At 70.6% G+C, this 24,913-nt stretch carries 19 protein-coding genes, 1 tRNA gene and 3 pseudogenes; 10 read left to right on the forward strand and 13 right to left on the reverse strand.

The window, feature by feature from the left end; translation table 11 throughout:
* Positions 1-17: 17 nt before the first annotated feature.
* Together BR98_RS34185 and BR98_RS34190 are read right to left on the reverse strand one after the other, a co-directional pair.
* Positions 18-287: pseudogene (locus tag BR98_RS34185) on the reverse strand (IS1380 family transposase); the annotation flags it as partial.
* Positions 287-1,669, reverse strand: a complete 1,383-nt coding sequence (locus BR98_RS34190) for a hypothetical protein (protein WP_157538077.1) — start codon at positions 1,667-1,669, stop codon at positions 287-289. The gene BR98_RS34190 and the pseudogene BR98_RS34185, both read right to left, overlap by 1 nt.
* Before the next feature lie 166 nt (positions 1,670-1,835).
* Here BR98_RS34190 and BR98_RS34195 point away from each other — a divergent pair, with 166 nt between their 5' ends.
* Positions 1,836-2,987, forward strand: coding sequence for an ISAs1 family transposase (locus BR98_RS34195; RefSeq protein WP_232247170.1), 1,152 nt, complete (start codon positions 1,836-1,838; stop codon positions 2,985-2,987).
* Positions 2,988-4,241: 1,254 nt separating this feature from the next.
* Here BR98_RS34195 and BR98_RS36895 read toward each other — a convergent pair.
* The 9 genes from BR98_RS36895 to BR98_RS36900 all read right to left on the reverse strand — a co-directional run bounded on the left by BR98_RS36895 (position 4,242) and on the right by BR98_RS36900 (position 16,169).
* Positions 4,242-5,345 carry a hypothetical protein gene (locus BR98_RS36895; RefSeq protein WP_051970818.1) on the reverse strand — a complete coding sequence of 368 codons (1,104 nt, stop codon included), beginning with the start codon at positions 5,343-5,345 and terminating at the stop codon, positions 4,242-4,244.
* 197 nt (positions 5,346-5,542) lie between these two features.
* The gene (locus BR98_RS34210; protein WP_035851178.1) at positions 5,543-6,502 is read right to left on the reverse strand and encodes a C40 family peptidase; all 960 of its coding nucleotides are present in this window, start codon (positions 6,500-6,502) and stop codon (positions 5,543-5,545) included.
* Between the two features lie 15 nt (positions 6,503-6,517).
* Positions 6,518-7,528 (reverse strand): replication-relaxation family protein, encoded by a 1,011-nt coding sequence (locus BR98_RS42200; protein ID WP_051970820.1) that lies wholly within the window; start codon positions 7,526-7,528, stop codon positions 6,518-6,520.
* 8 nt (positions 7,529-7,536) lie between these two features.
* Positions 7,537-9,966 (reverse strand): type IV secretion system DNA-binding domain-containing protein, encoded by a 2,430-nt coding sequence (locus tag BR98_RS34220; RefSeq protein WP_232247839.1) that lies wholly within the window; start codon positions 9,964-9,966, stop codon positions 7,537-7,539.
* The gene (locus BR98_RS34225; protein ID WP_063774886.1) at positions 9,963-11,825 is read right to left on the reverse strand and encodes a VirB4 family type IV secretion system protein; all 1,863 of its coding nucleotides are present in this window, start codon (positions 11,823-11,825) and stop codon (positions 9,963-9,965) included. Before BR98_RS34225 ends, BR98_RS34220 begins: the two co-directional genes overlap by 4 nt.
* Positions 11,822-12,796: a PrgI family protein gene (locus BR98_RS34230; protein ID WP_051970822.1), complete on the reverse strand. Its 975-nt coding sequence runs from the start codon at positions 12,794-12,796 to the stop codon at positions 11,822-11,824. The genes BR98_RS34225 and BR98_RS34230 overlap by 4 nt, the downstream gene beginning before the upstream one ends.
* The gene (locus tag BR98_RS34235) at positions 12,793-14,409 is read right to left on the reverse strand and encodes a hypothetical protein (RefSeq protein WP_035851180.1); all 1,617 of its coding nucleotides are present in this window, start codon (positions 14,407-14,409) and stop codon (positions 12,793-12,795) included. The genes BR98_RS34230 and BR98_RS34235 overlap by 4 nt, the downstream gene beginning before the upstream one ends.
* Before the next feature lie 341 nt (positions 14,410-14,750).
* The gene (locus tag BR98_RS34240; protein WP_198042330.1) at positions 14,751-15,128 is read right to left on the reverse strand and encodes a pilin; all 378 of its coding nucleotides are present in this window, start codon (positions 15,126-15,128) and stop codon (positions 14,751-14,753) included.
* Between the two features lie 276 nt (positions 15,129-15,404).
* A complete protein-coding gene (locus tag BR98_RS36900) occupies positions 15,405-16,169 on the reverse strand; it encodes a sigma-70 RNA polymerase sigma factor region 4 domain-containing protein (RefSeq protein ID WP_051970824.1) in 765 nt (254 codons plus the stop codon).
* Between the two features lie 436 nt (positions 16,170-16,605).
* Between BR98_RS36900 and BR98_RS34250 the strand changes: the two genes are divergently transcribed.
* The 6 genes and pseudogenes from BR98_RS34250 to BR98_RS42735 all read left to right on the forward strand — a co-directional run.
* The gene (locus tag BR98_RS34250; RefSeq protein WP_035851182.1) at positions 16,606-17,421 is read left to right on the forward strand and encodes a class I SAM-dependent methyltransferase; all 816 of its coding nucleotides are present in this window, start codon (positions 16,606-16,608) and stop codon (positions 17,419-17,421) included.
* Between the two features lie 59 nt (positions 17,422-17,480).
* Positions 17,481-18,479: a TRM11 family SAM-dependent methyltransferase gene (locus tag BR98_RS34255; protein WP_063774887.1), complete on the forward strand. Its 999-nt coding sequence runs from the start codon at positions 17,481-17,483 to the stop codon at positions 18,477-18,479.
* A 5-nt stretch (positions 18,480-18,484) separates the two neighbouring features.
* A pseudogene (locus tag BR98_RS42730) lies at positions 18,485-18,982 on the forward strand (DNA cytosine methyltransferase); the annotation flags it as partial.
* A gap of 91 nt (positions 18,983-19,073) precedes the next feature.
* Complete coding sequence (locus BR98_RS41835) at positions 19,074-19,412, forward strand: hypothetical protein (protein WP_051970828.1); 339 nt, start codon at positions 19,074-19,076, stop codon at positions 19,410-19,412.
* A 140-nt stretch (positions 19,413-19,552) separates the two neighbouring features.
* Positions 19,553-19,837 carry a hypothetical protein gene (locus BR98_RS41840; protein ID WP_051970830.1) on the forward strand — a complete coding sequence of 95 codons (285 nt, stop codon included), beginning with the start codon at positions 19,553-19,555 and terminating at the stop codon, positions 19,835-19,837.
* A 134-nt stretch (positions 19,838-19,971) separates the two neighbouring features.
* A pseudogene (locus BR98_RS42735) lies at positions 19,972-20,868 on the forward strand (recombinase family protein); the annotation flags it as partial.
* Between the two features lie 456 nt (positions 20,869-21,324).
* Here BR98_RS42735 and BR98_RS40660 read toward each other — a convergent pair.
* Both BR98_RS40660 and BR98_RS34275 read right to left on the reverse strand, forming a co-directional pair.
* Complete coding sequence (locus BR98_RS40660; RefSeq protein ID WP_198042332.1) at positions 21,325-21,642, reverse strand: hypothetical protein; 318 nt, start codon at positions 21,640-21,642, stop codon at positions 21,325-21,327.
* Between the two features lie 7 nt (positions 21,643-21,649).
* Positions 21,650-21,734 (reverse strand) — tRNA-Leu (locus BR98_RS34275).
* Between the two features lie 221 nt (positions 21,735-21,955).
* On the opposite strand from BR98_RS34275, the gene BR98_RS34280 reads away from it, so the two are divergent.
* The 3 genes from BR98_RS34280 (at position 21,956) to BR98_RS34290 (ending at position 24,809) form a co-directional block, all read left to right on the forward strand.
* Complete coding sequence (locus tag BR98_RS34280; protein ID WP_035851187.1) at positions 21,956-23,287, forward strand: M20/M25/M40 family metallo-hydrolase; 1,332 nt, start codon at positions 21,956-21,958, stop codon at positions 23,285-23,287.
* A 190-nt stretch (positions 23,288-23,477) separates the two neighbouring features.
* A complete protein-coding gene (locus tag BR98_RS34285) occupies positions 23,478-23,672 on the forward strand; it encodes a chaplin (protein ID WP_051971253.1) in 195 nt (64 codons plus the stop codon).
* A 234-nt stretch (positions 23,673-23,906) separates the two neighbouring features.
* A complete protein-coding gene (locus BR98_RS34290; protein ID WP_051970834.1) occupies positions 23,907-24,809 on the forward strand; it encodes a chaplin in 903 nt (300 codons plus the stop codon).
* The last annotated feature ends 104 nt before the right edge of the window (positions 24,810-24,913 follow it).

A 24,913-nucleotide genomic window follows, 5' to 3' on the forward strand; every position in this document is an offset into this window, starting at 1 on the left:
CTTTGAAACGCCCCTGGGTCCTCGGCGCGGGCCCGCTGGCGGTGCCGTAGCTCCAGGTGCGCGATCGGCGTGTGCTTGGTGTTGGTGGCGAAGCAGGTGATACGCATGCCGTCGGCGTCGGTGATACGCAACTGGGCCCCTGGGTGGGGCCGTTCCTTGCGCACGATCAGCCGCATGCCCTTCGGCCAGCCGGTGAGGACGTCGCCGGCGAGTTCGGCAACCCAGGCGCCGTCGCGGATCTCGCCGCCGGGTTCGACGGCCGGGGTCCAGGCCGGGGCCGGGATCTTCAGCACGCGGACCACACCAGCAGTCCAGTCGGACGCGGTGGGCTCGCCGTCGCATCGCGTAAGGGGTCGGTCGGGCCTGAGACCTCGGGAAGGCTACAGAACGCCTTGGACAGGGTCGCCGCTTCCTGCAGCCTTCTGTTGAAGCGGTCGGTCAGGTTCGCGTAACCGCCGAGAGTGTCGTTGGTGCGCTGGAATTCCTCGCGCGCCTCCTTGGCGAGCCCGACGTCGCGGGTCGCTATGGCATACAGAAGTTTGATGTCCTGGGCAGCAAGCACTCGATTCGCGGAGGGGTGACCTCTGGAGAGCTCGGTGAAATGTGCGAACCGGTCCTCGATGAGAACCTCGGCGCGGCGCGTTGAAGGCGCCAGGACCAGGTCTTCGCTCCGGATCCCGAAGCTCAGGGCGATCTCTAGTGTCCGTCTGTCCCTTGTGAACTGAACCTCGATCACGCCGCTTTGCTGGTCTGCGAGCGCATGCACGTGACGCAGTGCAGCCATGGCAGAGGAACGGTCCCCCTGTCTTAACGCCTCCGTGTACGCGATCTGGGCATATGCGTCGTGCAGCTCCTCAAGTTGGTCGTGCTCGCTGGGTGGGAAGTAGACAGCATGGCTGATGGATTGGCGATAGCACCGCAGAGCTGCGTGATGGTGGCCGAACATCTGCAGGATGTGCCCCCGGCCGGCCATTCCCCTGCGAACTCGTGGGTCGGCGATACCTGCCGGGCTGAGCCGGGCCGCATCTACCTGGAGCGCCCGGGCGTAGCGCAAGGCGATGATGTGTTCCGACTCCATCGCCGCATGGAACCGTAGTTGAAGGTAGCTGAGCCATGCATCGACGCCCGCCGCATTCGCGTCGGGAATCAAGCGTCCGGCGTGGGCGATGAGGAGCGGAAGTGCTGCCCGTTGTTTGGTCACGATGGCCGTGCTGATCTGTTGCAGCGCAGCCTGTGGGTCTGTCGTCAGCTCGATGTCTCGACAGACGGTCAGGAGTGACCTGTCGGCCGCGGTAGTTGAGGGAACCGGCGGATTCTTGGCAAGGGTGTTCATCCACGCCGCAACTCGTTTGGCGTCCCGGTACCGGCTGTCCTTGTTCCCGGCCATGTAGGAGGGTCTGCCCCGGTTGGCAATGGCGGTCGGACGTTGGTTGCGAACGAACATTTGCACGGCGTCGAGCGATCGGATCGGATCCGACACAGAGAAGCACTCCGCGCGCACCGCTGCGAGCATTTCGTCGATGTCGAGGTGGAATTCCGGATTCACCCGTCGTGCCCCGCGTCGAAACTGACCAGGTGGGAGATCGCCAAGTACACCTGCCACCGCACCGTCGACATGACGAATACGTCGGTGCGCCTGTCTGGTTGTGAGCTGAAGGTCGCGCGCCATGTCAGTGACGCTGGTCCGAACACAGGGGCGTTTCAAAGTCCTGGTGATCACATGAGTTCGCAGGCCAGAGCGGTCTGGAGGGTCCGGGTAGGCCCGTCATGTACGCATCGAAGCTCCAGTTGAACGAGGTGACCTTGCCAAGTCGCCTTGAACCGCTGGAGCTTCGATGTGCCGTCAGTCTGCCACCGTCTGTCTCGTCAAGTCGCCCACTCTGGAGGAGGTGGCGGGACTCTCGCTGGTGGAGCGGTTGCGGGTGCTGCCGGATCCGCGTCGGCGGCGCGGTGTGCGTCACCCGTTCGTGGCGGTGCTGCTGGTTGCTGCCTCGGCGGTGGTCGCCGGCGCGCGCTCGTATGCGGCGATCGGCCAGTGGTCCGCGAATGCTCCGCAGCAGGCCCTGGCCCGGCTGGGTGCTCGTGTGGCGGGCGCGTTGGGGGTGCGCATCGGGCCGAGCGCCGCCACGATCCGACGGGTCGTCAACCTGGTCTGCCCCCGGGGCCTGGCCGATCTAACCGGTGCTGATCCCGGCGGTGCGGACTCGGTGGCCGTGGACGGCAAGACCGCCCGTGGCTCCCGGAACGGCCAGACTCCCGCCGCCCACCTGCTGGCCGCGATGACCGGTGACGGCCGGACCGTCACCCAGCTACGGGTTCCCGACAAGACCAACGAAATCACGTGCTTCGCCACGCTGCTGGAGCCCTACGACCTGACCGGGATCACCGTCACCGCCGACGCCCTGCACACCCAGCGCGCCCACGCGCGCTTCCTCGTGGAGGAGAAGAAGGCCCACTACCTGCTGGTGGTCAAGGCCAACCAGCCTGAGCTGCACCGCCGGCTGCGGTCACTGCCGTGGAAGGACGTCACCGCGAGGCGCTACGACCGCGAGATCGGCCACGGCCGCAAGGAGACCCGCGTGACCAGGGCACTCACCATCACCGGTCTCGGCCTGGACTTTCCCCACGCCGTCCAGGCCGTGCGGATCCTGCGACACCGCACCGACCTCAAGGTTGGCACCGTGAGCCGTCAGACCGTCTATGCGATCACCGACTTGACCTCACAAGAAGCCTCACCCCAGCGCCTGGGCCAGCTCGCCAGGTCACAGTGGACCATCGAGAACCGGCTGCACTTCGTCCGCGACACCACCTTCGGCGAGGACGCCTCGAAGATCCGCACCGGCCACGGACCCGAGAACATGGCGACCCTCCGCAACTTGGCGATCAACACGCTGCGACAGCACGGACACCGCAACATCGCTGCCGGCCTCCGCCACGTCTCCTACGAGCCCTTCAACAGGCCGCTGGACCTCCTGGGCATCGCCTGACCAGCCGGTCTACATGATCACCGGGACTTTGAAACGCCCCTGGGTCCGAACACCCCGCAGGCCCGACGTCTCGATCCACAGCAGCACGTCTGCCGGGGAGAGGCCCGCGTCCACTCGGCTTTCCATGGCCGTCCAGCCGAGCGCGACCCGAGTCTGGGCCGGATTGAGGTCTCCGATGATCTCAACTATCGGACGGGATGGGTCGATCCAGGACGGCCTGGTTGGGCCCCGATGACCTTGCTGTAGGTCGTCGAGGAGCCAGCAGCGAAGCAGTTGGATATCGGCCGCCGTGACCGCGGCGATTACTCGAAGCTGCTTGGAGTCGCTGACGGACGGTTGTCTCTCGTGTTCGACTCTCACCTCCCAAGGGTCTGCCAGTCGTGGCGGGCAGGCAAGGGTACCCGCTTGATGCGATGTCGCACTTTCGCGAAGTTTGACTGCGTGGGGAGTCCGCCTGCCGACCGCCGTGGTGCAGTGGGGATCGGTGAATGACGACCGTTCGAGCCACGTCGCGAGACGGCGACTCGACCAGGATGTAAGGGGTGTCCCAATGCCGGTGTGGGTTGTCGTGTCGGTGGTCTCGTCCGCGAGTGGGCTCGCTGGTCTGTGGCTGATCCTGCGTTTTCTCTGGCGGATCTACGACCGTGGCGGGATCGACGACCTGCGAGACGCTGCACGCGCGGTGCAGGTTGTCCGCCCTTCGTGGCGGCACCTGGGCTCGGAGGTCCGCCGCCGACGCCGCTAGTGATCAGGTGCACGGGGGCACACCCACGGTCCCGAGCATCGGCAAGACGCCGGTGTGGTGCGGGGCGATCGCGGACATCCAGTAGGTTGCCATAGGTACCTGCAGACCTTCGATCAGGTGGCACCCGCAGCCCACGGCTCATAATCCGCCAGCGGATTCGGACTGAAGTATCCGCCAGCGACTTGGACCAACGACAGACTGCCAGGTCGGCGTTGTGACTCGGCAGAGGAGACTGGAACCTACAGCGGCATCGAGGAGTCCACCATCACCGTGGCTGCGGACGCGAAGGGCAACCAGTCGCGGATGTCGGACCCGGAGAGCATCTGGGACGGCGGACGCCCGTAGAAGCCGGCACCTTGGCCGACGTCGCCTCAGGAGTGCGACCGTACGGGGAATCGCAGAACCTACAGTGCCGCAGTGCCCGCCGACAGGCTCAATGTCTTGAGAGTTGCGGACGTTGCTCGGCAGTCGGGGAGGCTCTGCTGTCGTGTTGATCGCTGCGGTGGTCGTCATGGCGGCGTTGACCCGGGCTCATGCTGGTGGTCTTCATCCAGGGTGGTCCAGATCTTGCGGACGAACGTGGGGCTGCGGTGGGCCCAGCGGGCGGTCTCGCGCTGGCTCAGGCCGTCGAGGCGACCGCGCACGATCCGCGAACGTGCCTCTCGGGCATCGGCGGGGGGCTCGGTGACATCGCCTTCGTCCCCCTGCTCACCCCCCTCGCCCACGGTGTACTCATCGGTGCCATCGGTGTCGACCCCGTCGGCGTGTGCCGACGGCCGCGCGGGGACCACGGGTTGCTCAGGCGGCCATGCGGTGCGCACCTCTTCGGCCGGGGTGCGCACCGCACTCGCGGGGTGCGCACCCCAGGTGGTCACCTCGGGCGGGTAGTCGGGCCTGGGACTGGGCACCTGGGGCTCTGTTGCGGTCACCTCCGGTTGGTCAGCGGTAGCCCGGGTGCACGCCCCCGCCGGTGGCAGCGAGGTTTCGACCGACCAGGAGTGACGTGGCAGCTGCTCCTCGGTGTGGTTGCGGGTACGACGGGTGGACAGGTGTCCACCGTTCCAGGTGGACTCCGGGTGGCCGGCTGCGGTAGTCGGTGCGTGCGGTTCAGCGGTTCCGGAGTGCTGAGAGGTGGTGAGCGGGCCATCCGGGTTCGGACGGAGGTCCCTGGAGGCGGGTGCGCGTTCCAGGTGGACGAGTTGGCGGCGCCAGGCTGGGCCCGCCTCGCCGAGCACGAGCAGCAGCGCGGGTGCGATCAGGTGGACCGCGACGCCGACCAGGTCACCTTGGAGGGCGGCGTCCCCGATGTTGACGAACACCGAGAACGCGCCGGTCAGCCAGCGGAAGGCGCTGGGCCACCGTCCACCCGTGGAGCCGAAGCGGGCGAGGGTGGCGTCGGCCTGCAGTGCCATGACGAAGGCGATGTCGATGCCGGCGGCGAGGACCCAGCCGGACCAGTGCCAGGGGGAGTGCGCACCGATGAACTGGGCTCCGGTCATGGCGGAGAAGGTGCACACCGCGCCGATCAGGACCCAGGTTCCGGCGGTGAGCATGCGGCCGGTGCGGCGCAGTTCGGCACGGGTCGGCGGGGTGGTCGGGTACGCACTGGTCATGGCCGGAGGCTCCTGAAGGGTGCTCGGGTCAGGGACATGTGCGCACCCTGGTGTCCGGGGTGTGCACCTCCTGGGGCGTGGGTGGTCACCTGTCCCCTCGGCTGGCAGGGTCGTGCCGTTGTTTCTCGTCCGACATCCACCGCCGGGGGTTGACGCCTCACGGCGGGCCCGTGGTGAGCGGCACTTCTCCGTTGAGGTCATTGGGTTGGCCTCGTCGCGCCGAGGTAGTGGTCGCCGGGGTAGCGGTAGGGCGCCTCGGTGACGGTCCTGCCGGTCCTGGGGGCGTTGATCATTCGTGCGTTTCCGGTGTAGAGGCCGACGTGGACGATGTGGGTGGGGTCGTCTCCGTAGAAGAGGAGGTCTCCGGGGAGGAGCGGTGCGGTGTCGGGGACTTTGGGGGTGGCGTTGTACTGGTCCTGGGCGACTCGCGGTAGGCGCAAGCCGGCGGCTGCGTAGGCGGCTTGGGTGAGGCCGGAGCAGTCGTAGCCGTGGCCGTTCTCTCCGGTGCCGCCCCATTCGTAGGGGATGCCGATCTTGGAGCGGGCGAAGGCGATGGCCGTTGCTGCGGCCTGGTTGGGGGCGTTGATCGGGCCGGGTTGCTGGTTGGCGTTCTGGGCGTATTCGCGGGCCTGAGCAAGGACCTTGTCGACGTACCACTGGGCGTGGTTGTAGGCGTAGATCGCGGCGTGCAGGTCGCGGGCGTCGCGCGCGCCGTTCGCGCACAGCAGGCGGGTTGCGGCGTAGACGGCGTCGGGTGGGTCCCAGGGGGTAGGCGGTGTGGCGCCGCCGGGTGGGATGGGCAGCGCGTACTGGTTGAGGGTGTCGGGGAGGAACTGCATGGGGCCGACGGCTCCGGCGCTGGAGACCTGGCTGGGGGCGCGGCCGTGGTCGGACTCGATCTTGCCGATAGCGGCGAGCACGGTCCACGGAAGGCCCGGGCACGTTGGGGCCGCTTGCCGGTAGAGCATCAGCATTCGCGGCGGGATCTCGGCGAGGGCTCCGCCGTTGGGGGAGCCGTCGGCGGCGACTAGGAAGCTGAAGAGCCCGCCGCCGGTGAGGGTGGAGACGGCGGCGGTGGCGGCGGCCATGACGAGGGCCAGGAAGGCGAGGCAGCCCGCTCCGGCCCCGGTGGCGATCCGCGCGGCGGTGGACGCCACAGCGGCCTCGCCGGGTCAGTTCCCGCCCGGTGGGCGGGCGGTGGGCGCGGCATGGGCCGGTGGGGTCGGCGTCGGGGCGGGGATTCGTCGTCGCCCGTCGCTGCGGTCGCCGGTGTCCTGGTCGGCGGTGGCGGTGGCGGTGCCGGGGCGCTGGTGGATGGGCCAGGCGGTGGGCAGGTCGGCGAGGCGGGTGCGGATGCCGGGGTGGGAGACGGGGAGCCACAGGGGGTCGGCGGGGTGGTGGTGGCCGGTTGCGGGGTGGTGCTGGTCGCGGCTGGTGGTGGCGACCGCGAGGTGTTCCAGAGCCGGATGGCCGGTGAGGCGGTCGTGGAGGTTGGTCTCGCGGGCCCCGCTGTGGAGGGTGAAGAGGATGAGGGGGCGGGTGCGGGTGGTGGTCGCGAGTTCGGCGTAGTCGTCGAGCTTTCGCGCGAGGCGGGTCAGGGCTTCGGTGCCGGTGTCGTACTCCAGGAAGAAGGAGACTGCGCCGGAGAGGCCCTTGTAGTGGCCGTAGCCGTCGGGGTGGGCGAGGTCGGCCCACAGGTGTTCGCAGCGCTGTTCGGACCACCAGGCGGTGAGCTGTTCGCGAGGCCGTGTGGGGCGGGTGAGGTGGGTGAAGAAGGTGCGGGCGCCGAGGTCGTGGGCGAGGAACGGGGAGAACATGGTGCGGGTGGCCTGTTCGGGGTGCCAGCCGAGTGCTGCGGGGGTGGTGGCGTAGCGGGCGGCGAGGAGGTTGGCGCCGGCGGGTCCGAGGACGTAGTGCTCGGGGGCGGATCCGGGGCGGTGGTGGGGGCGGAAGGAGTGCAGGACGCTCAGGTCGGTGAGGGTGGCCAGGCGGCGGTTGACGGAGCGTCGGGAGGTGGTGAGCAGGTCGGTGAGGTGGGTGGAGGTCAGGACGGTGTGCTCCTGGAGCATCTCGAGGAGCCAGATGTCGCGGGGGGTCAGACGCCGGGCGAGGACCGCCAGCGCCGGCCTGTGACGTGCAGCAGTTGTGGTGGTGCGTTGGCGGGCCGGGGCGGTGGGGTGCAAGGGCGTTCTCACTTTCGTACAGGGGGCGTGGGTCCGTAGGTGGTGCGGGAGGACTCCCGGATGGCGGTGGCCCGCCCAGGGATGCGTGCCGGGAGGGGTGTGGTGCGCAGGGTGAAGGCGGGGGTGTTGGCGCTGGCGGCGATGAGGCGGGCGGCGGCTTGGTAGGCGCCGAGGTGGGAGAGGTCGTGGGCAGTCAGGTTGGGTGCCATGTGGCGTTCGAGTTCGCGGGCGTCCTCGGGGGAGGCGTTGAAGACGATCTTTGACCGGGCGTTGGCGGAGATGCCCTCGCATAGGTCGTGGGGGAGTTGGGCGAGGTGCTGGTGGGCGAGGACGAGGGAGAGGCGGTAGCCGCGGGCTTCGGCGAGCATGTCCTCCAGTGGGTAGGGCAGCGTCAGGAAGTTCTGCGCCTCGTCGAGGTACATGGCGGCGTCTCGGCGGGTGTGTTCGCGGGTTCCGGCGCGGCGTGCGGCGGCCTGCCAGGTCTTGGCGACGACGAAGGAGCCGAGTAGGCGTGCGGTTTCCTCGCCGAGGACGCCCTTGGGGAGGCGGATGAGGGCGATGCCGCCGTCGAGGACGGTGTTGAGGTCGAAGGTGGAGGGGCCGGCGGCGATGGTGTTCTGGACGAACGGGCGCAGTAGGAACGCGCGGAGCTTGTTCATCAGCGGGCCGGTGGCGGCGGCGCGGGAGGGTTCGGAGAGCTGTTCGTACCAGTTCCAGAATCCGCGCAGCACGCGGTCGTTGACGCCGGCGGTGGTGCGGCGACGGTAGGAGGGTTCGGTGAGCAGGCGGGGGATGTCGGCGAGGGTGACCGCGCCTCGGGTGGTGGTGGAAGTCATGAGGGTGAGGCAGGCGGCGCGCATGACGTCGTCGGTGCGCGGTCCCCAGAACGCGGTGAAGATCCGCCGGAAGATCCCGACGAGGTTGTCGACGACGACATCCGCGTCCGGCCCTTCCAGGACGTTCAAGCGCGGCGGTAGCGCGTGGTCGTCGGGGTCGATGAGGACGGTCCGGCCGAGCGCCGACTCGGGGAGCCGGGCGAGGAGGTCGTTGACGAGGTCGCCCTTGGGGTCGATGACCAGCGCCCCTCGTCCGGCGTCCGCGTCGGCGAGGATCATGTTGGCCATCAGGGTGGACTTGCCGGAGCCGGTGGCGCCGACGATGTGCAGGTGGTGCCGCCCGTCGGCGACGGAGAGGCCGACGGACCGGGTCGCGCCGATGTCGGCGGTCCCGAGCGGCTTGACTGCGGGCCCCGGCGTCGGGATGGCTGCGGTAGGGAGGACCGAGCGGGCGCCGGCTCGCTGGACACCTGGGGCTGCTGCGTCGAGCGGCAGGTGAGCGACGCTCGCGAGTTCCGGGACGGAGAGCAGGTCGCCTCGGCGCGGGAAGTGGCGCTCTGCTAGACGCACAGCGGGATCGCGTAGTCGATGGCGGGTGTAGAAGTTGCGGCCGGAGTGGACGGCGAAGCTGGAGGCGACCGCGTGGGCGCGGCCCCTCGCTCGGGCGCGAGCCGTCTCCACGGCTTCGCGTGCCGCTTCCTTCTCACCGCCAGGGTCGGCGGGGGCTCGCTGGATGGGGATGCTGACGGCGTACCGGATCGCGGTCTCCCACTGGGGGCCTGCGGCTTTGGTGAGTGCCGCGCGCAGTTCGACGTTCTGTTCGGGGTCTTTGGCGGTGGGGGTGGTGCGGGAGGGCTGGTGGGTGAGCAGGTCGAACAGCCGTCCGGCGCGGGTGGGGCTGCCGGTTCCGGTGCGCAGTCGCCGAAGTTGGTGCTTGGCGCGCCGTACGCGTCGGCCGGTGGCGGGTCGGGCGAGGACGCTGACGGTGATCGCCTCGCCGTCTTGGAGGGCGAGTCCGGCGCCGAGTAGGGCGCGCAGCGGGTCGCTGTCGTGGTCGGTCTTGAGGGGGAGGATCTCGGGGCGAGCCAGGCGAAGCGTCCCACCGGTGGTGAACAGATCCTCCTTCGAGAGCGGGACCGGGAGGCGTTCGGTTTTGGTGTGGGTGCCGGGCCAGGCCGCCTCGACGGCGCGGCGCAGCAGGGCCTGCGGCACGGAGGCGGGCGCCCAGAGTCTGACGGTGAGTCCGGCCGGGGTGAAGTGGTACTCGAACGCAAGGTGGGGTTGGCCGGTGAGAAGGCGCCGGTACCAGGGGCGGAGTAGTCCGACGAGGTGGCTCCACAGCGCTGCTGCTGCGGCGGGGTGGGCGGTGGGCGGGGAGAGGATCGTGACCGCGATTCCGCCGATGGTGAGCCGCTGCTGGCGTCGGCGGTGCAGCGCGCACCGGGTCGTCCAGTAGGCGGCTGTTGACCCGGCTGCCGCTGGGATGAGGATCGGCCAGTCGGTGGTGCCGACGGAGATCACGGCATCGGTGGTGGCCTGCCACCAGCTGTGCGGGTCGGTCAGGAGGCGGCCGAGCGGCCCGCCCGGGACGGGGTCGGTCACCAGTTCTCCTCGGGGGCCTTGAGGAAGGCTGCGGACGGATCGGCGGCGGCGTGTGGACCGCTGGCCTGCTCTTCCTGCTCGTCTTGTCTGCCGTACGCCGCAGTGTCCGTGAGCTCGGCGGGGTCTGTGGTGACGAGCTGATGCTCGACGTCGGAGGCGACGGTGGTGAACGCTGCCCGCTGGCCTGGTCCGCTGCAGAGCAGGGCTTCGCCCTTCGCGGCGGCGAGGAGGTAGGCGGCTTCTCCGGCGGACAGGCGGAAGGCGTCTGCGACGGCGTCGATGGCCTGGGGTGCTTGGCGGAGCAGGATTTGGGTGGCGGCGTTGGCAACTACGGCTTTGCCGAGGTCGGTGGCGAGGAGGTCGGCGGTGTCCTGGGTGACGACGGCGAGGCCGGCCCAGTGCTTGCGCGAGGATTTGGCCATGCGGTGCAGGAAGCGGGCGCCGTGCTCGTCGCGCATGAGCAGCCAGGCCTCGTCGATGACGACCAGGCGGGGCCTGCGGTCGTGTGGGTTGGTGACGGTGCGCCAGATCTGGTCGAGGGTGAGCATGGTGGCGGCGGTCTTCAGCTCCTCGGGGACGTTGCGCAGCGAGTACACGGTGAGGTGCCCGCCGGCCTGCTGGGTGGTGGGGCCGTCGAAGAGTTGGCTGTGGGTTCCGGTGGTGTAGGGGGCGAGGCGGTCGGCCAGGAGTGTGCCGGCCGGGTCGGTGCTCGTGGCTAGGACGGTGGTGAGGTCTGCGAGGAGTGGGGCGGGTCGGGTGTGGGTGCGTGGCTCGAGGGTGATCCCGGCCTGCCGGTAGGCGGTGAGGATCGCGGTGTCGAGCAGGGCCTTCTCGGACGGGGTGGGTGTCTGGCCGAGCAGGACGGCGATGAAGGAGTGCAGAAACAGGGCGCGCCTGGTGAGTTGGTCCACCGCGCCGTCGCCGGCGAGGTCGAGCGGATTGATCCGCACGCCCGGGGCGCCGGGGCGGATGACGGTGCCGCCGACGGCGTCCGTGAGGCGGGTGTACTCGTCTTCGGGGTCGATAACGAAGACCTGGACGCCTTGGTAGAGCAGACGCAGGGCTTCGAGTTTGGTGAGGTAGGACTTGCCGGCACCCGAGCGGGCGAGGGTGACCGAGTTGTGGTTGTCCTGGGCGAAGCGGTCCCACATCACCAGGCCCGAGGCGGCCGTGTTCAGCCCGTACAGCACCGTGCCCACCCTGTTCTCGGTGTCCGGGCCGGTGGCTGGCAGGTCGGGGGAGGAGAACGGGAAGCAGGTGGCCAGGGCGGCGGTGTCGAAGGTCAGCGGGGCCTGCAGTTGGTCGACGCCGAACGGCAGGCAGGTGGTCCAGCCCTGCAACGCGCGCCAGGTGGCGATCTGGCAGCGCAGCAGCATCGACTCGGCCAGAGCCCGTACGGCTGACAGCTCGTCGGAGAGTTCCTCCCGACTGGTGGCGTAGATGGTGAGGTAGAGGCCGACGCGGAAGAGCTTTCCTTCGCCTCGGGCGACGCGCCAGGCGAGTTCTGCGGCGTCGGCCGCTGCGGCCTCGGTTTCGGGGTCTTCGAGGCGGCCGTGCTGGTGGCCCGCACGGCGGGTGGCTTCGAGACGGGCGCGCTGTTTGCGCAGCCTGGCGGAGGCGACCTGCGCGGGGACGGGCTCGATGTGGAGGGAGACGTCGAGGCGGCCGGGGTAGGTGAGCAGGGGATCGAGCCAGCCGGGGCCGACCTCGGCGGGGTAGCCGGTGACGGTGAGGGTGGTCGCGAGGAGGTCGCCGACGGCGAGCACGCGCGGTTCGACCTGCACGGAGTCGGGGCCGAGCCTGAGATCACTGTCGGCCTCGGGGGCCAGGCGGCGGGGGATCGGGTGGGGGATCTTCACCAGGCTTCTCCGGTCGAGGTCGAGGTCGAGGTCGAGGTCGTGACGGGGACGTGCGGCAGGGCGGGGAAGGGGTGGGGCGGTGTGTCGGGGTCGCAGGCCGCGCTGAGCGCGGCGTAGGCTGCGGCGCCGCCCAAGGGGCGGACGGCGATCTCGGCGGCCGCGAGCAGCCCCGCGGTCTCGTCGCAGCGCCGGAGCGCTCGTCCTGCGGCACCTGGGTCGGTGCGGTTCTCGCGGTGCACGATCAGCACCTGCCGGTGCAGCAGTTCCTGCTGGTGGGCGAGGTCGGCGAGGAAGTCGGCGTGCGCGAGGCAGGCCTGTTCCAGCAGCGGATGCGGCAGCGTGGGCGCGGCCTGTTCGAGGGCGGCGACGCGGGAGCCGATCTCCAGGCGGCGGGTGCGGACCAGGATCTGCACGGGGCCGCTGAGGGAGTTGAGCCAGCGGCCGAACGCCGAGATGAGGACCTGCTGTTCGCCGCCGGTGCGCAGGGCGAGGTTGACGGTGCCGGCCTCGCTGATCGCCGCACACCCATGCGGGCCGAGGTCCAGGACGCCGTCCTCGTCGACGTCCGTGATCGGCAGGCTGAGTCTGCCGATGCTCTCTGCCGGCTGGTCGCCGAGGATCTCGGCCTGCCACGACAGCACGTCGGCCAGGCCGCCGGTCGGGGTCAGGCGCCTGGGTGAGCGGTGGTGGCGCAGGGCCGCGAGCAGCCAGCGGTCCAGCGTCAGCCCGTCGCGGCGGGTGAGGACCGTGAGCGTCGCCGCCGTTGCGAGGGGCAGGGCGCCTGCGGCGAAGAAAAGCGGCGGCACCAGGCGCTCGGTGGCGTGGTAGACACCCCACACGACTAGCAGGACGGCGGCGAGCTGGACGGCCTGACGGGCGGTCAGGGGGCCCAGGACGGTGTCCTCCTTGTCGACGTCGGGGATCTTCACCAACGAGGCCCACGGCTCGTCGTCGCTGGGGTGTCTGCTCAACTTGGGTTCCTCTTTCGGCGGGTGCCGGGCGGGTGGTCGTCCATGGGTGGGCGCAGGACGGCGGGTCTGGGGAGCGGTGGTGGGAGGTTGGCGCGGGCGGGGCGCAGGTTTGACGCGGCGTTGGGCCGCACGGCGGGCGGCAGTGGCACCGTCCGGCCGTTGCCGCCCGTGCCGCCGGGCAGTGGCCGGGGCGGGCGCGCCCCCGGGCCGCCGGGGCCAATCGGTGGTCCGCTGGCACCGGGGCGGTTGCCCGGCCCGCCGGGGTTACCGGGCGGAAGGCCTGGACCGGAGCCGGGGGTGGGTGGCGGGGTCGGCGTGTTGAGGCGGTTTCCGGGGGCGTGTCTGCGGGGGCGGCCCCATTGGTAGGCCGGTGCCGGGTTCGCGCCGCCGGGACCGTTGCCGGGCGGGCCGCCTGGGCCGGGTGCCGTGCCGGGGCCGCCGGTTGGCGGGGGTGTGTTGCCGGGCCGTGGGGCGCCACCGGGGCTCGGGCCGGGCCTGCCGCCGGTCGGTCCCGTACTTGGGCCGCCCGGCCCCCTGGTCGTGCCCGGGCCACCGGGACCTGCGCCGCCGGGGCCGTTTCGTCTCGGCCGTGTTCGTCCCGTGCCAGTCGCTGCCGTCGCGGTTCTCGCTGCCTTGGCGGCTCTCGTGGCGCCTTTGCCGATGCGCAGGCCGGTGGCGAGTTTGGCGCCGAAGGCGTAGGGGCCCAGGGGCATGCCGAGGGCGCCGAGGGCGACTTTGCGCAGGATCCGCAGGCCGGGGATCTTGGGGCCGGCTGCGCTGCCGGTGATGGTGCGGGCGGGTGCGGTGACGATGCGTCGGATCCAGGAGGGGATCTTGATGAGGAGGTAGAGGGTGCAGCAGAGCAGCATGAGGTTGATGAGCTGAGTGGTGGCGCCGAGGGTGACCAGGCCGTAGTTGTTCGGGTCGAGGAGGGCTTTGACGCAGACGAGGAAGGCGATGGCCTGGGCGATCTCGGTTCCCAGGCAACCGAGGTAGGCGCGCCACCACAGGCGGGCGACGCCGTCGCTGAGCGGGTGGGCGTGGCAGGCGAGCATCAGTGGTGAGGCGACGGTGAGCAGGATGATCGCCGCGGTCCGCACCAGCACGGTGATCAGCAGGACGGCGCCGAGGGTGAGGGCGACGAGCTGGATGACCAGGATGTAGAGGGGCGCGTCGCCGGTGAGTTGGGCGAGGAGCAGGCCGATGAGCGTGCCGGCGACGTCGTCGGCGCTGACGCCGTCGCCGAAGATCGCCGCAGCGATCGCGTTGGTCAGCTCGAGCAGGGTGGTGCAGATCGTCAGGGACAGGTTCGAGGCGGCGATACCCAGCACCAGCCGGGGCAGGAGGTCCTGTACGCCCCAGCGTTGTTGGATGCTGCCGTGGGTCATCGTGGTGATGCCGGCGGCGAGGACAAACAGGCCGTAGCCGGCGACCGCGATGACCCTCATCGCCTCCCAGAGCTCGCGGATCCGGGGGGAGGAGGCGGGGTCGGGGGTGGTGAGCAGGGCGCGGACCACGGAGTTGATCAGCGGGTTGACGAGCGGGCGGATCAGGTCGGCGAGCCAGCCGGTGATGGCCTGGCGGATCTGGCCGGGGATGTCCCAGAACGACACCGACTCTCCCCCACCCGTACCGCCCCAGCCGTCGGCGGGTGGCGAGGGTGCGGGGCCCGGTGACGGTGCCGGAGTAGGCGTCGGCCTGGGCTTCTCACTGACCGACGGGGATGGCGTCAGACCGGGGGTCGGCTCCTGGGTGCTCGCAGGCGGTCCGGGGTCCGGCCGGGGTGGCGAGGGCGCCGGTGCGGCCGGGGTCGCGCCGGGCACCGGCTGCGGCCCACCGGGATCGGCATAGGCCCGGACCTGGGAGCAGGCCAGCACGGCGGCGAGCAGCACGAGCGTGGCACCGGTTGTCACCGCCCACGCCCACCGGCGTCTTCGCTGGGGTTGAGGGGGTGTCATTTGGCGCCGACCAGGCCCTTGAGGATGTCGAGGATGACGGGGGCGAGGATGGCGAGCATGTAGCCGATGCCGGCGGACTTGATGGCGCCCTTTGCCTTTTCGACCTCGCCGGGGTCCCCGGCCGCCATGAGGTAGCGCAGGCCGCCGATGGTCAGGAAGGTGGTGGCGATCGCCGCGACGATCCCAGTGATCCAGGCGGTGATGTTCGCGAACACCTGGTCGATCGTCGCCGGGCCGGCCAGCTGGGTCGGGGCGGCGGAGGCAACGTGCGCGGTCAGGATGAGCAGCAGCGCGATCGCGGCGAGCACCGCGGGCAATGCGTACGGGGAGTGGGGCGGGCGGCGCGGACGGCGCCCGGGGTGGTCGCTCGACATGGCACTCCTGACGGGCAGGGCGGGCAAGGGAGTGGGAAGCCGCGTGGTGGGCGGCCGGGGTGAGAGGGCGCTGCCGGGGGCGGGTGCGCGCTTGGAGGGTCCGTGGGCCGTCACCTCCCTCACGGGAATCAGGTGGCGGGCGGGTGCAGCGGTGTCAGCGTCTGCGGCGGATCCTCTCGGCGGCACCGGCGGTGCTGGCCGGTGGCGCCCTCTCACCTCTACAAACCGGGATTAGACGGCGTGTCTAACGTCCGATCAGGAAATTCGCGGAAATTGTCAGCCGTTCAGGAGACCCGCGCGCACGGCCTTGACCAGCCGCAGCTCGGCCCGGTGGCGGCGCATTCCCATCGCCTCCACCGTCACCCCGGCCCGCTCGGCCAGCTCCCGCACCGAGACGCCCTCCAGGCGGGTGCGCGCGATCAGCTCCGCCTGCTCCCGGCCCAGCAGCCCGCGCTCGACCGCCCGCTCCAGCACCTCATCGGGGCACCCGACCGGGACGCCCTCCCGCTCCGGCTGCTCGCCCAGGTCGGCCCGCGCCTCCTCGTGGCGCAGCTGCTCCGTGCGGTAGGCGCGGGCGGCCCGGTCCGCGGCCCAGCACAGGCTCGACGGGATACGGCCCGGGTCGGCCACGGTGTCCATGCGCGAGCGCAGGTCGACCGCGGCCTCCCAGAAGCCGGCCAGGGCCGCCTGCTGCACATCGGCCTGCGACAGCTCCGGGGCCTCGCGCCGCAGCCGGGCGGCAGTGCGCCACAGTCCGGACAGCGCCATCGCGCACAGCGCGGTGGGCCACTCCTCGCCACGCCACCCGGGCGTCTGGGTCAGGCCGAGCAGGCGGACCCAGATCGCCCCGCGCGTCTGGTAGCCGATCGAGGGGTGCAGCAGCAGCGCCCGCAGGCACGCCATGTCCAGCGGGTGCTGCGGCAGCGCCGCGTCCAGGTCCCCGACCACGAGGGTCAGCGGGTGGGGCCGCTCGACGAGGCGGCGCAGCTCCTCCTCCAGGGCCTGCAGCGGCTCCATGCGGGTGGTGGTGTTCTCACGCATGACGGTTCTTCCCTTCGGCGATGACGGCGGGCTTTTCGCCGTCTGCGCCGAGTCCGCCAGGACCGCTGGGGGCCATCTGGGGCCCGGCCGGGCAGGCCGTAGGGAAGCCCTGGGGGCGAGCTGGGGGTGCAGCGATTTCCGGGACCTTGGAGGCCGCCCCATGTCGCCCCCAATCCGGCCCTGACCAGCACGAACGCTCTCGCTGCGGCTGGGGGTGAGCTGGAGGAGGGAGCGTGGAAGAGCTCCTTGAAATTTCTCTGGGCAGCCTCTTGCGAAGTCCCTTCCGGACGGCTGCGGGAATGCCTGATGGGGTGTGTGGTGCGCACGGGCAGCGGTATGACTTATTCGCGATCGGATGGATGGTGCGTTAGAAAACGGCCCAAAATCCGGTTTGTATAGGTGTCAGCGTCACGCGGCGGCCGTCGGGCCAACCCGCATGAACCACCCCACCCGCCCCACTACCTCCACCGAGCCCCAGCCCGCCCTCCCGCGAACCCGCCGGGAAGCCGACGAACGGCCCCGCACCCCGCGCTCCAAGCCCACCGGCGTGCCCCTGTCGGTGTGGCTGACCGAACCGCTCGCCGGCTGCTGCCCCACCTGCGAGACCCCCATCGGCTCGGCCTGCGCCCACCGCCTCCCGCTCGGCCTCGCCAAGCAGATCGTCGAGGCGTTCACCGCCCGAGGCGACCTGGTGTACGTCCCCGAGGCCGGCAATGCCACCTGCCTGATCGCCGCCGTCCAGACGGGCCGCAAGGTGATCGCCTACGCCCCCACCCACCAGGGCGCCACCCTCGCCTACGACACCCTCCACACCCACGCCGTCCAGGTCGCATCCCTCGCCGTCCTACGGCGCGGCGCCCCCGGCAGCCTCCCGCCCGCAGCCGACCGGCTCGGCGGCCAAGCCCAACTGGCGATCGCCGCACCCCACGCTTTCACCACCCCGGCCGAGCTCGCCGCGCTGACCGAGTCCTGCGCGAGGGCGCTGAAGCCCGACGGAGTGCTGGTCATCACCACCCGCCAGAAGACCGGCCAGGACACCGCGGGGCACCTCGTCGCCCACGCCCAGGCCGCCGGCCTGGTCTACCTCCAGCACATCGCCGTCGTCGAGGCCACCGTCACCGACGGCCATCTCGCACCCGCCGTCCCCGCGCGCGTCCAGCACCGCCGGGACTGCGTCTGTCACCACTCCCAGCCCGTCCCGGGCCGCCACGCCTTGATCCACAACGACCTGGTCGTGCTGGTCAAGCCGTGAACGACCACTCGGGTTCAGGAAGTTCGCAGCCCAGCCGCGCCTACCGCGAGGAGCCGATCATGACCACCAGCCCGCACGAGACAGACCCCCAGGCGCAGGCCCGCACCGCTGGACCGCCCCCGCCCCGCGAGCCCGCTGGCACCGTCGGTCCCGTGACCCTGGCCTGCCTGCCGACCTCGGTGTGGGTCACCGCGCAGAAGGACGCCCGCAACCAGCGCCGAGGCCGCTACTCGCCCGCCTCGGCCGCGCACCCCGCGAAGATGCTCCCGGCGATCGCCGCTCACGCGATCGCCACCTACACCACCCCCGGCCAGCTCGTGCTGGACCCGATGTGCGGCATCGGCACCACCCTGGTCGAAGCCGTCCACCTCGGCCGTGACGCCATCGGCGTCGAACTCGAAGGCCGCTGGACGGCGGTGGCCAAGGCCAACCTCAACCACGCCCGAACGAGCGGGGCCACCGGCCGCGCCGAGGTCCGCACCGGGGACGCCCGCCACGCGCAGAGCGTCATCGGCGAGGAGCACTACGGCCGCGCCCAGCTCCTGCTCACCTCGCCGCCCTACGGCGCGTCCGTCCACGGCCAGGTCCGTGCCACCCGCGAGACCGGCCGGCGCGGCATCGGCAAGTTCGACACCACCTACGGCAACAACCCGGCCAACCTCGCCCACGCCCCCACCGACGACCTCCTGGAGGCCTTCACCACCATCCTGACGAACTGCCTGCCGCTGCTCGCGCCGGGCGGCACGGTCGCCGTCACCGCCCGACCGTGGCGTCACCATGGCGAACTCGTCGACCTGCCCGCCGCCGTCATCGCCGCCGGACAGGCCGCCGGACTCGTCCCGGTCGAACGGTGCGTGGCCCTGCTCGCCGGCCTGCGGGACGACGCACTGGTCGCCCGGCCGTCGTTCTTCCAGCTCAAGAACGTGCGCGCCGCCAGGGCGGCGGGCGTGCCCATGCACTTGATCGTCCATGAGGATGTGCTCGTGTTCCGTCGCATGAAAGCGCAGGTGACGGGGTGTGAGAACCGGGCGGGCGCCGTTCACGGGCGGTCGGCGTGACCATCATGAACGCTGTCGGCGGGCCGGGTAACCCCGGCCCGCCGGGTCTCACTCCAGCGGTCCAGGGCGGGCTGCGGATCGGCAGTCTGTGCACTGGGTACGGAGGTCTGGACCTCGCGATCGAGGCCGTCCTTGAGGCCCGCGTGCTCTGGTGTGCCGAGAGCGATCCCGCCGCTGCGGCAGTGCTTGCCGCACGCTACCCGGATGCTCCCAACCTCGGTGACATCAGCGCCGTCGACTGGAGCGCGGTGCCGGACGTGGACATCCTCACGGCCGGCTTCCCCTGTCAGGACATCTCCTACGCCGGTCGCGGCGCGGGATTGGCGGAAGGCAACCGCAGTGGCCTCTGGTACACCGTCGCCGAAGCCGTTCGCGTACTTCGACCCGGCCTCGTCTTCGTGGAGAACGTCACCGCTCTGCGACGGCGCGGACTCGGCATCGTCGTCGCCGACCTGGCCGCGTGCGGGTACGACCTGGCGTGGCGTTGCGTACGAGCTTGCGACGTCGGCGCCCCGCACCGCAGAGACCGGCTCTTCCTCCTCGCGACCCGACGGGACGCCGGGCCGGACACCCCCGGAGGCGTCGGGCTGCGACTTGAGCAGCCCTGTCTCCCTGCTGCTGACCCCGACTGCCAGCCTGGGCAGCGGGACCGGAGGGCAGAACCCGTTGGAGCACCGTGCCGCCGGACACGGTCCGACCCTCGCCGACCAGGTCGAACACCTGGCCACGACACCGCGCATGCAGCCACCGATCCGCAACGTCACCTGCCCGGCGGGCATCTGTGCGATCGAGGTCGTGGACAAGCTCCTGCCGACGCCGCTCGCGGGCGACGGAGTCAAGGGCAGCCCACGGCAGATGGGCTCCAAGGGAGACCTGTCCCTGCCCTCCGCCGTTGCATCACTCAGCTCCCGCCAGCCCGAGCACCACGACTGACCAGACGTCACACAGGCTGGGGACCGTACGAGATGGCGGTCCAGCGCTGGGAGGCCATCCTCGGCAGGCCAGCCCCGCCGCCGACCAGCCCAGGGCTGACGGGGACTCAGCGACTCGCCCCGGCTTTCGTCGAGTGGCTGATGTCCTTGCCCGAAGGCTGGGTCACCGGCATCGACCTGCCCCGCAACGCGCAGCTCCGCCTGCTCGGCAACGGGGTCGTCACCCTCCAGGCAGCGTGCGCCCTGACCTACCTGCTGGGCACCGTGCAGCAGTTGAGACAGTCACCGCCCGAACCGGAGCAGCCGGCGGTCACCGTCGAGGTCCCGGACGAGCTGCCGGCGATCAACGACCAGGCCGCCGCACTACTGCTGCGCATGCTGATCGAACACCGCCCGAACCTGACCGACGGGGAACCGTTCGGGTGATGCGGCTGGAGTAACCCGCCCGGCGGAGTTACGACAGGACGACGGTCCACGGCCCGGTGGCCAGCGGCGACGCGGTCACCGGGCCGGGGACCGGCAGACAGACATTGATCCCGTGCCGACAAGGAGCTTGGCAGATGCGCGACTTCGCCTTCGCCGGACGCTGTTCGACCGAAGACCTGCAAGACCCCGTGGCCTCGAAGAACTGGCAGCTCACCCGCGCCAACATGCTCATCGCCCCCCTCGAAGGGCGGGTCGTCGCCCAGTACTTCGACATCGGGCACTCCCGCTCGCTGCCCTGGCGCCGCCGCCCCCGGGCCTCCGCCCTCCTCGACGCGCTCGCCGACCCGAACCGGGGCTTCGACGCAGTGGTGATCGGCGAGCCCCAACGCGTCTTCTACGGCAACCAGTACAGCCTCATCCACCCCGTCTTCGCGCACTACGGCGTCGAGCTGTGGGTTCCCGAGGTCGGGGGTCCCGTCGATCCCGACAGTGAGGCCCACGACCTGATCATGTCCGTCTACGGTGGCGTGTCCAAGGCCGAGCGCTCCCGCATCAAGGTCCGGGTCCGCTCGGCGATGTCCGCCCAGGCCTCCATCGAGGGCCGGTTCCTCGGCGGACGCCCGCCCTACGGCTACCTGATCGCCGACGGCGGCCCGCACCCCAACCCCGCCAAGGCCGTCGACGGCAAGCGCCTGCACGTCCTGGTAGTTGACTCGGTCGCGGGCCCGGTCGTCCAGCGGATCTTCAGCGAGTACCTGTGCGGTCGGGGCATCTACGCCATCGCCGAGGGCCTCACCCGCGACGGCATTTCCTCGCCCTCCGCGCACGACCGCGCCCGCAACTCCCACCGCGATGGGGCGGCTTGGGCTAAGAGCGCGGTGCGCGCCATCCTCATCAATCCCCGCTACACGGGACACCAGGTGTGGAACAAGCAGCGGAAGGAGGAGGTCCTCCTCGATGTCGAGGACGTCGCGCTCGGCTACGAGACCAAGCTGAAGTGGAACGCCGAGGACAAGTGGGTCTGGTCCGAGCGGATCGCCCACCCGCCGCTGGTCACCCGCGAGACCTTCGACAGGGTCCACCAGATCATGTTCTCCCGCAGTCGCCACAACGCACCCCGCGACCGGGTCGGCGCTATCCATCCCTACCTGCTGCGAGGCCGGGTCGACTGCGTCCTGTGCGAGCGGAAGATGGGTAGCCAGTGGTCGCACGAGGAGGCGTACTACCGCTGTCGTTATCCCGAGGAGTACGCGCTGGCGAACAAGATCGGCCACCCTCGCAACGTCCTGTTCCGGGAAGCCGACGTCATCCCGCACCTCGACCGCTGGCTCGCCCGCAGTTTCGCCCCCGGCCACCGCGCCGCCACCATCCACCGCCTGTTCACCGCCCAGGGCACCACCACCGCGACCGGCCACCAGTCCGCCGAGGTCGAAGCCCGGGCGGAGGTCACCGCGTGCGACCAGCAGCTCGCCCGCTATCGCGAGGCCCTAAACACCGCCGACCCCGGAGCGACTGCCCCCATCACCCGGTGGATCGCCGAGACCGAGGCCGAACGCACCCGAGCCGAAGCACGGCTTCGCACCGCGACCAGCACCCGCCGAACCCAGGCCCTGGCCGAAAAGCAGATCGCCGACCTCGTGAACCAGGCGGGCGACATCGTCGATGTGCTGCGCGCCGCGAAGCCCGAGACCAAACGCCAGACCTATGCCGCCCTGGGCCTGCGCTGCCGGTACAATCACGCGCAACGCAAAATGCAGGTCGGGATTGCTCCTGACCTGCATTCCCTGGCCAACTTCGTTGGCCAATGGGTCGTGTCCGAGGGGGGACTTGAACCCCCACGCCCGATAAAGGGCACTAGCACCTCAAGCTAGCGCGTCTGCCATTCCGCCACCCGGACTAGGTGGTGTCTGCTCGGCTGCCCTTCGGTGTGCCGCGCTGACATGCATAACTGTAGCAAAGATCGGCTCAGGGTCCCAAAAGCCTGGGGGTCTGGGGGTGGCCCGGGGGTGGACGGTTGGGATCGGGGAGGTTCCGGTGGGGATTTCCTTGGGGTGTGGCGGTGGCTGGGGGAGGATGGCGGGACCGTGGCCTGGATGGGCTGGAGGATGAGGAGGGCGCATGAGCGAGTCGGAACTGACGGGCGGGGCGCGAGTGAGCGGGGAGTCGGAGGTCGCCGAGATCTGCCGCGACCTGATCCGGATCGACACCAGTAACTACGGCGACCACTCGGGGCCGGGGGAGCGGGCCGCGGCGGAGTACGTGGCGGAGCAGCTGGCCGAGTTCGGTCTCGAGCCGAAGATCATCGAGTCCGCCAAGGGACGGGCCTCGACAGTGGTTCGGATCGAGGGGGAGGACCGGTCGCGGCCGGGTCTGCTGATCCACGGGCACACGGACGTGGTGCCGGCCAACGCCGACGACTGGACCTACCACCCGTTCTCGGGCGAGATCGCGGACGGCTGCGTCTGGGGGCGCGGCGCGGTGGACATGAAGGACATGGACGCGATGACCCTGGCAGTGGTCCGCGACCGGCTGCGGACCGGGCGCAAGCCCCCGCGCGACCTGGTGCTCGCCTTCCTGGCGGACGAGGAGGCGGGCGGCACGTACGGGGCCCGGTACCTGGTGGACAAGCACCCGGAGTTGTTGGAGGGCGTCACCGAGGCGATCGGTGAGGTGGGCGGCTTCTCCTTCACCGTCAACGACAAGGCGCGGCTCTACCTGATCGAGACGGCCCAGAAGGGCATGCACTGGATGCGCCTGACGGTCGAGGGCCGGGCGGGGCACGGCTCGATGGAGAACAACGACAACGCGATCACCGAGCTCTGCGAGGCGGTGGCCCGGCTCGGTCGGCACCAGTTCCCGCTGCGGATCACCAAGACCGTCGAGGCGTTCCTGAACGAGCTGTCGGACGCGCTGGGCGTGCGGCTCGACCCGAACGACATGGACGAGACGCTGCGGGTGCTCGGCGGGATCGCCAAGATGATCGGCACCACGCTGCGCAACACCGCGCAGCCGACCATGCTGGGCGCCGGCTACAAGGTCAACGTGATTCCGGGGCAGGCCACGGCGCATGTGGACGGGCGGTTCCTGCCGGGGTACGAGGAGGAGTTCCTGGCCGAGCTGGACAGCGTGCTCGGGCCGCGGGTGAAGCGGGAGAGCGTGCACTCGGACAAGGCGATCGAGACCAGCTTCGACGGGGCGCTGGTGGAGGCGATGCAGTCGGCGCTGCGGGCCGAGGACCCGATCGCGCGGGCGGTGCCGTACTGCCTGTCGGGTGGGACGGACGCGAAGTCGTTCACCGATCTGGGGATTCGCTGCTTCGGGTTCGCGCCGCTGCAGCTGCCGCCGGAGCTGGACTTCGCCGGGATGTTCCACGGGGTGGACGAGCGGGTCCCGGTGGAGGGGCTGAAGTTCGGTGTGCGGGTGCTGGACCGTTTCATCGATGCCTGCTGAGATTATTTTCTGTCGATCATCTGAGCGAATGATCACCGGTAGGAGTGAATGCTGATCGGGCCCCGTTCCCCCATTCGGCAGAGCCTCGTTCACTCCTATGGCGGGCGGGTGACCGCGCCGCTCAGATGATCAGGAGGAAATAGTGAACGTCAAGAAGATCGCTGCTGTCGCGGCCACTGCCGGTGGTCTCATGCTGGCCGGTGCGGGCGTCGCCTCGGCGCACGGTGGCGCGAGCGCCGAGGGTGCTGCGCTCAACTCGCCCGGCGTGCTGTCCGGCAACCAGGTCCAGGTCCCGGTGCACATCCCGGTGAACCTCTGCGGCAACACGATCAGCGTGATCGGCCTGCTGAACCCGGCGTTCGGCAACGAGTGCGAGAACGACTGACGGTGGGGCGGTACGCGGGAAGACGGTAGGAAAACAAGAGGGGCACCCTGAGGTGGGGGCGCCCCTCTTTCTATTCTGAAACCACCCGATCGGGTGAGGCGCCGCCGGTTGGCTCAACCTTTTCATGCGCTACTCGTTGTCCAGTGGGCGGGAAAAGAGTTCGTCGGAAATTCCGACCATCACATGTCAGGGGTACCTATGCGACAGGTTGCCAGAAAAGGGATTCTCACGGCCGTGGCCACCGGCAGCGTGCTGGCCTCCACCGCAGGCTACGCCTACGCGGCGGCCGACGCCGACGGGGCCGCGGCCGGCTCCCCGGGCGTCGGCTCGGGCAACAGCGTGCAGGTGCCGGTCGAGGCGCCGGTCAACCTGTGCGGAAACACGGTGGACGTGGTCGGGCTGCTGAACCCGGCCTACGGCAACCAGTGCGCCAACAGCTCCCCGCAGCACGGCGGGCACCACAAGGGTGGTGGGGAGCACGGCGGCGACCACGGCGGTGGCGGCAGCCAGGCCGGCGGCGGCGACCACACCGGTGGCAGCGACCAGGGGAGCGGCGGCCAGGGCACCAGCGGCGGTGACACCCCGGGCGGCGGCTCGCAGAACGGTTCGCAGAACGGGTCGCAGGGCGGTTCGGAGAACGGTTCGCAGAACGGACCGGGCACCCCCAGCCGGGGCGGCCCGGGCGTGCCCGGCATCCCGACCGCCGGCAGCTCCGCCTCCGGTGTCAGTCAGGGCTCCCCGGGCGTCGGCTCGGGCAACAACGGGCAGGTCCCGGTGGACATCCCGGCCAACGTCTGCGGCAACTCCGTCGACGTCATCGGCGCGCTCAACCCGGTCATGGGCAACGACTGCGCCAACCAGGCGCCCGCCGCCCACACGCCGGCCCAGCCGCCGACCTCGACTCCGGCGACCCCGGCTCCGCCGACCGAGGTCAAGGGCGTCAGCGGTACCCGCACCCCGGCGCAGCCCGCCGCCGCTCCGGTGAGCGCACCGGCGGTGGCCGAGGTGGCGCAGCAGGTGCCGGGCCAGCGGCTGGCTTCCACGGGTATGGACGGGCTCGGCATCATCGCGCCCGCCGGCCTCGCGCTGCTGATCGGCGGTGGGGTGCTCTACCGCCGCTCCCGCACCGCCGCCTGACCATCACCGTCTGGCCAGCCCTGCCTGGCCAGGCAGTGTCTGACCAGGACCGCTCGACCTGTGCTGGCTGAGCAGCACTGCCCGAGCAGCACCGCCTGACCTGC

This window comes from Kitasatospora azatica KCTC 9699 (assembly GCF_000744785.1).
GTDB lineage: Bacteria > Actinomycetota > Actinomycetes > Streptomycetales > Streptomycetaceae > Kitasatospora > Kitasatospora azatica.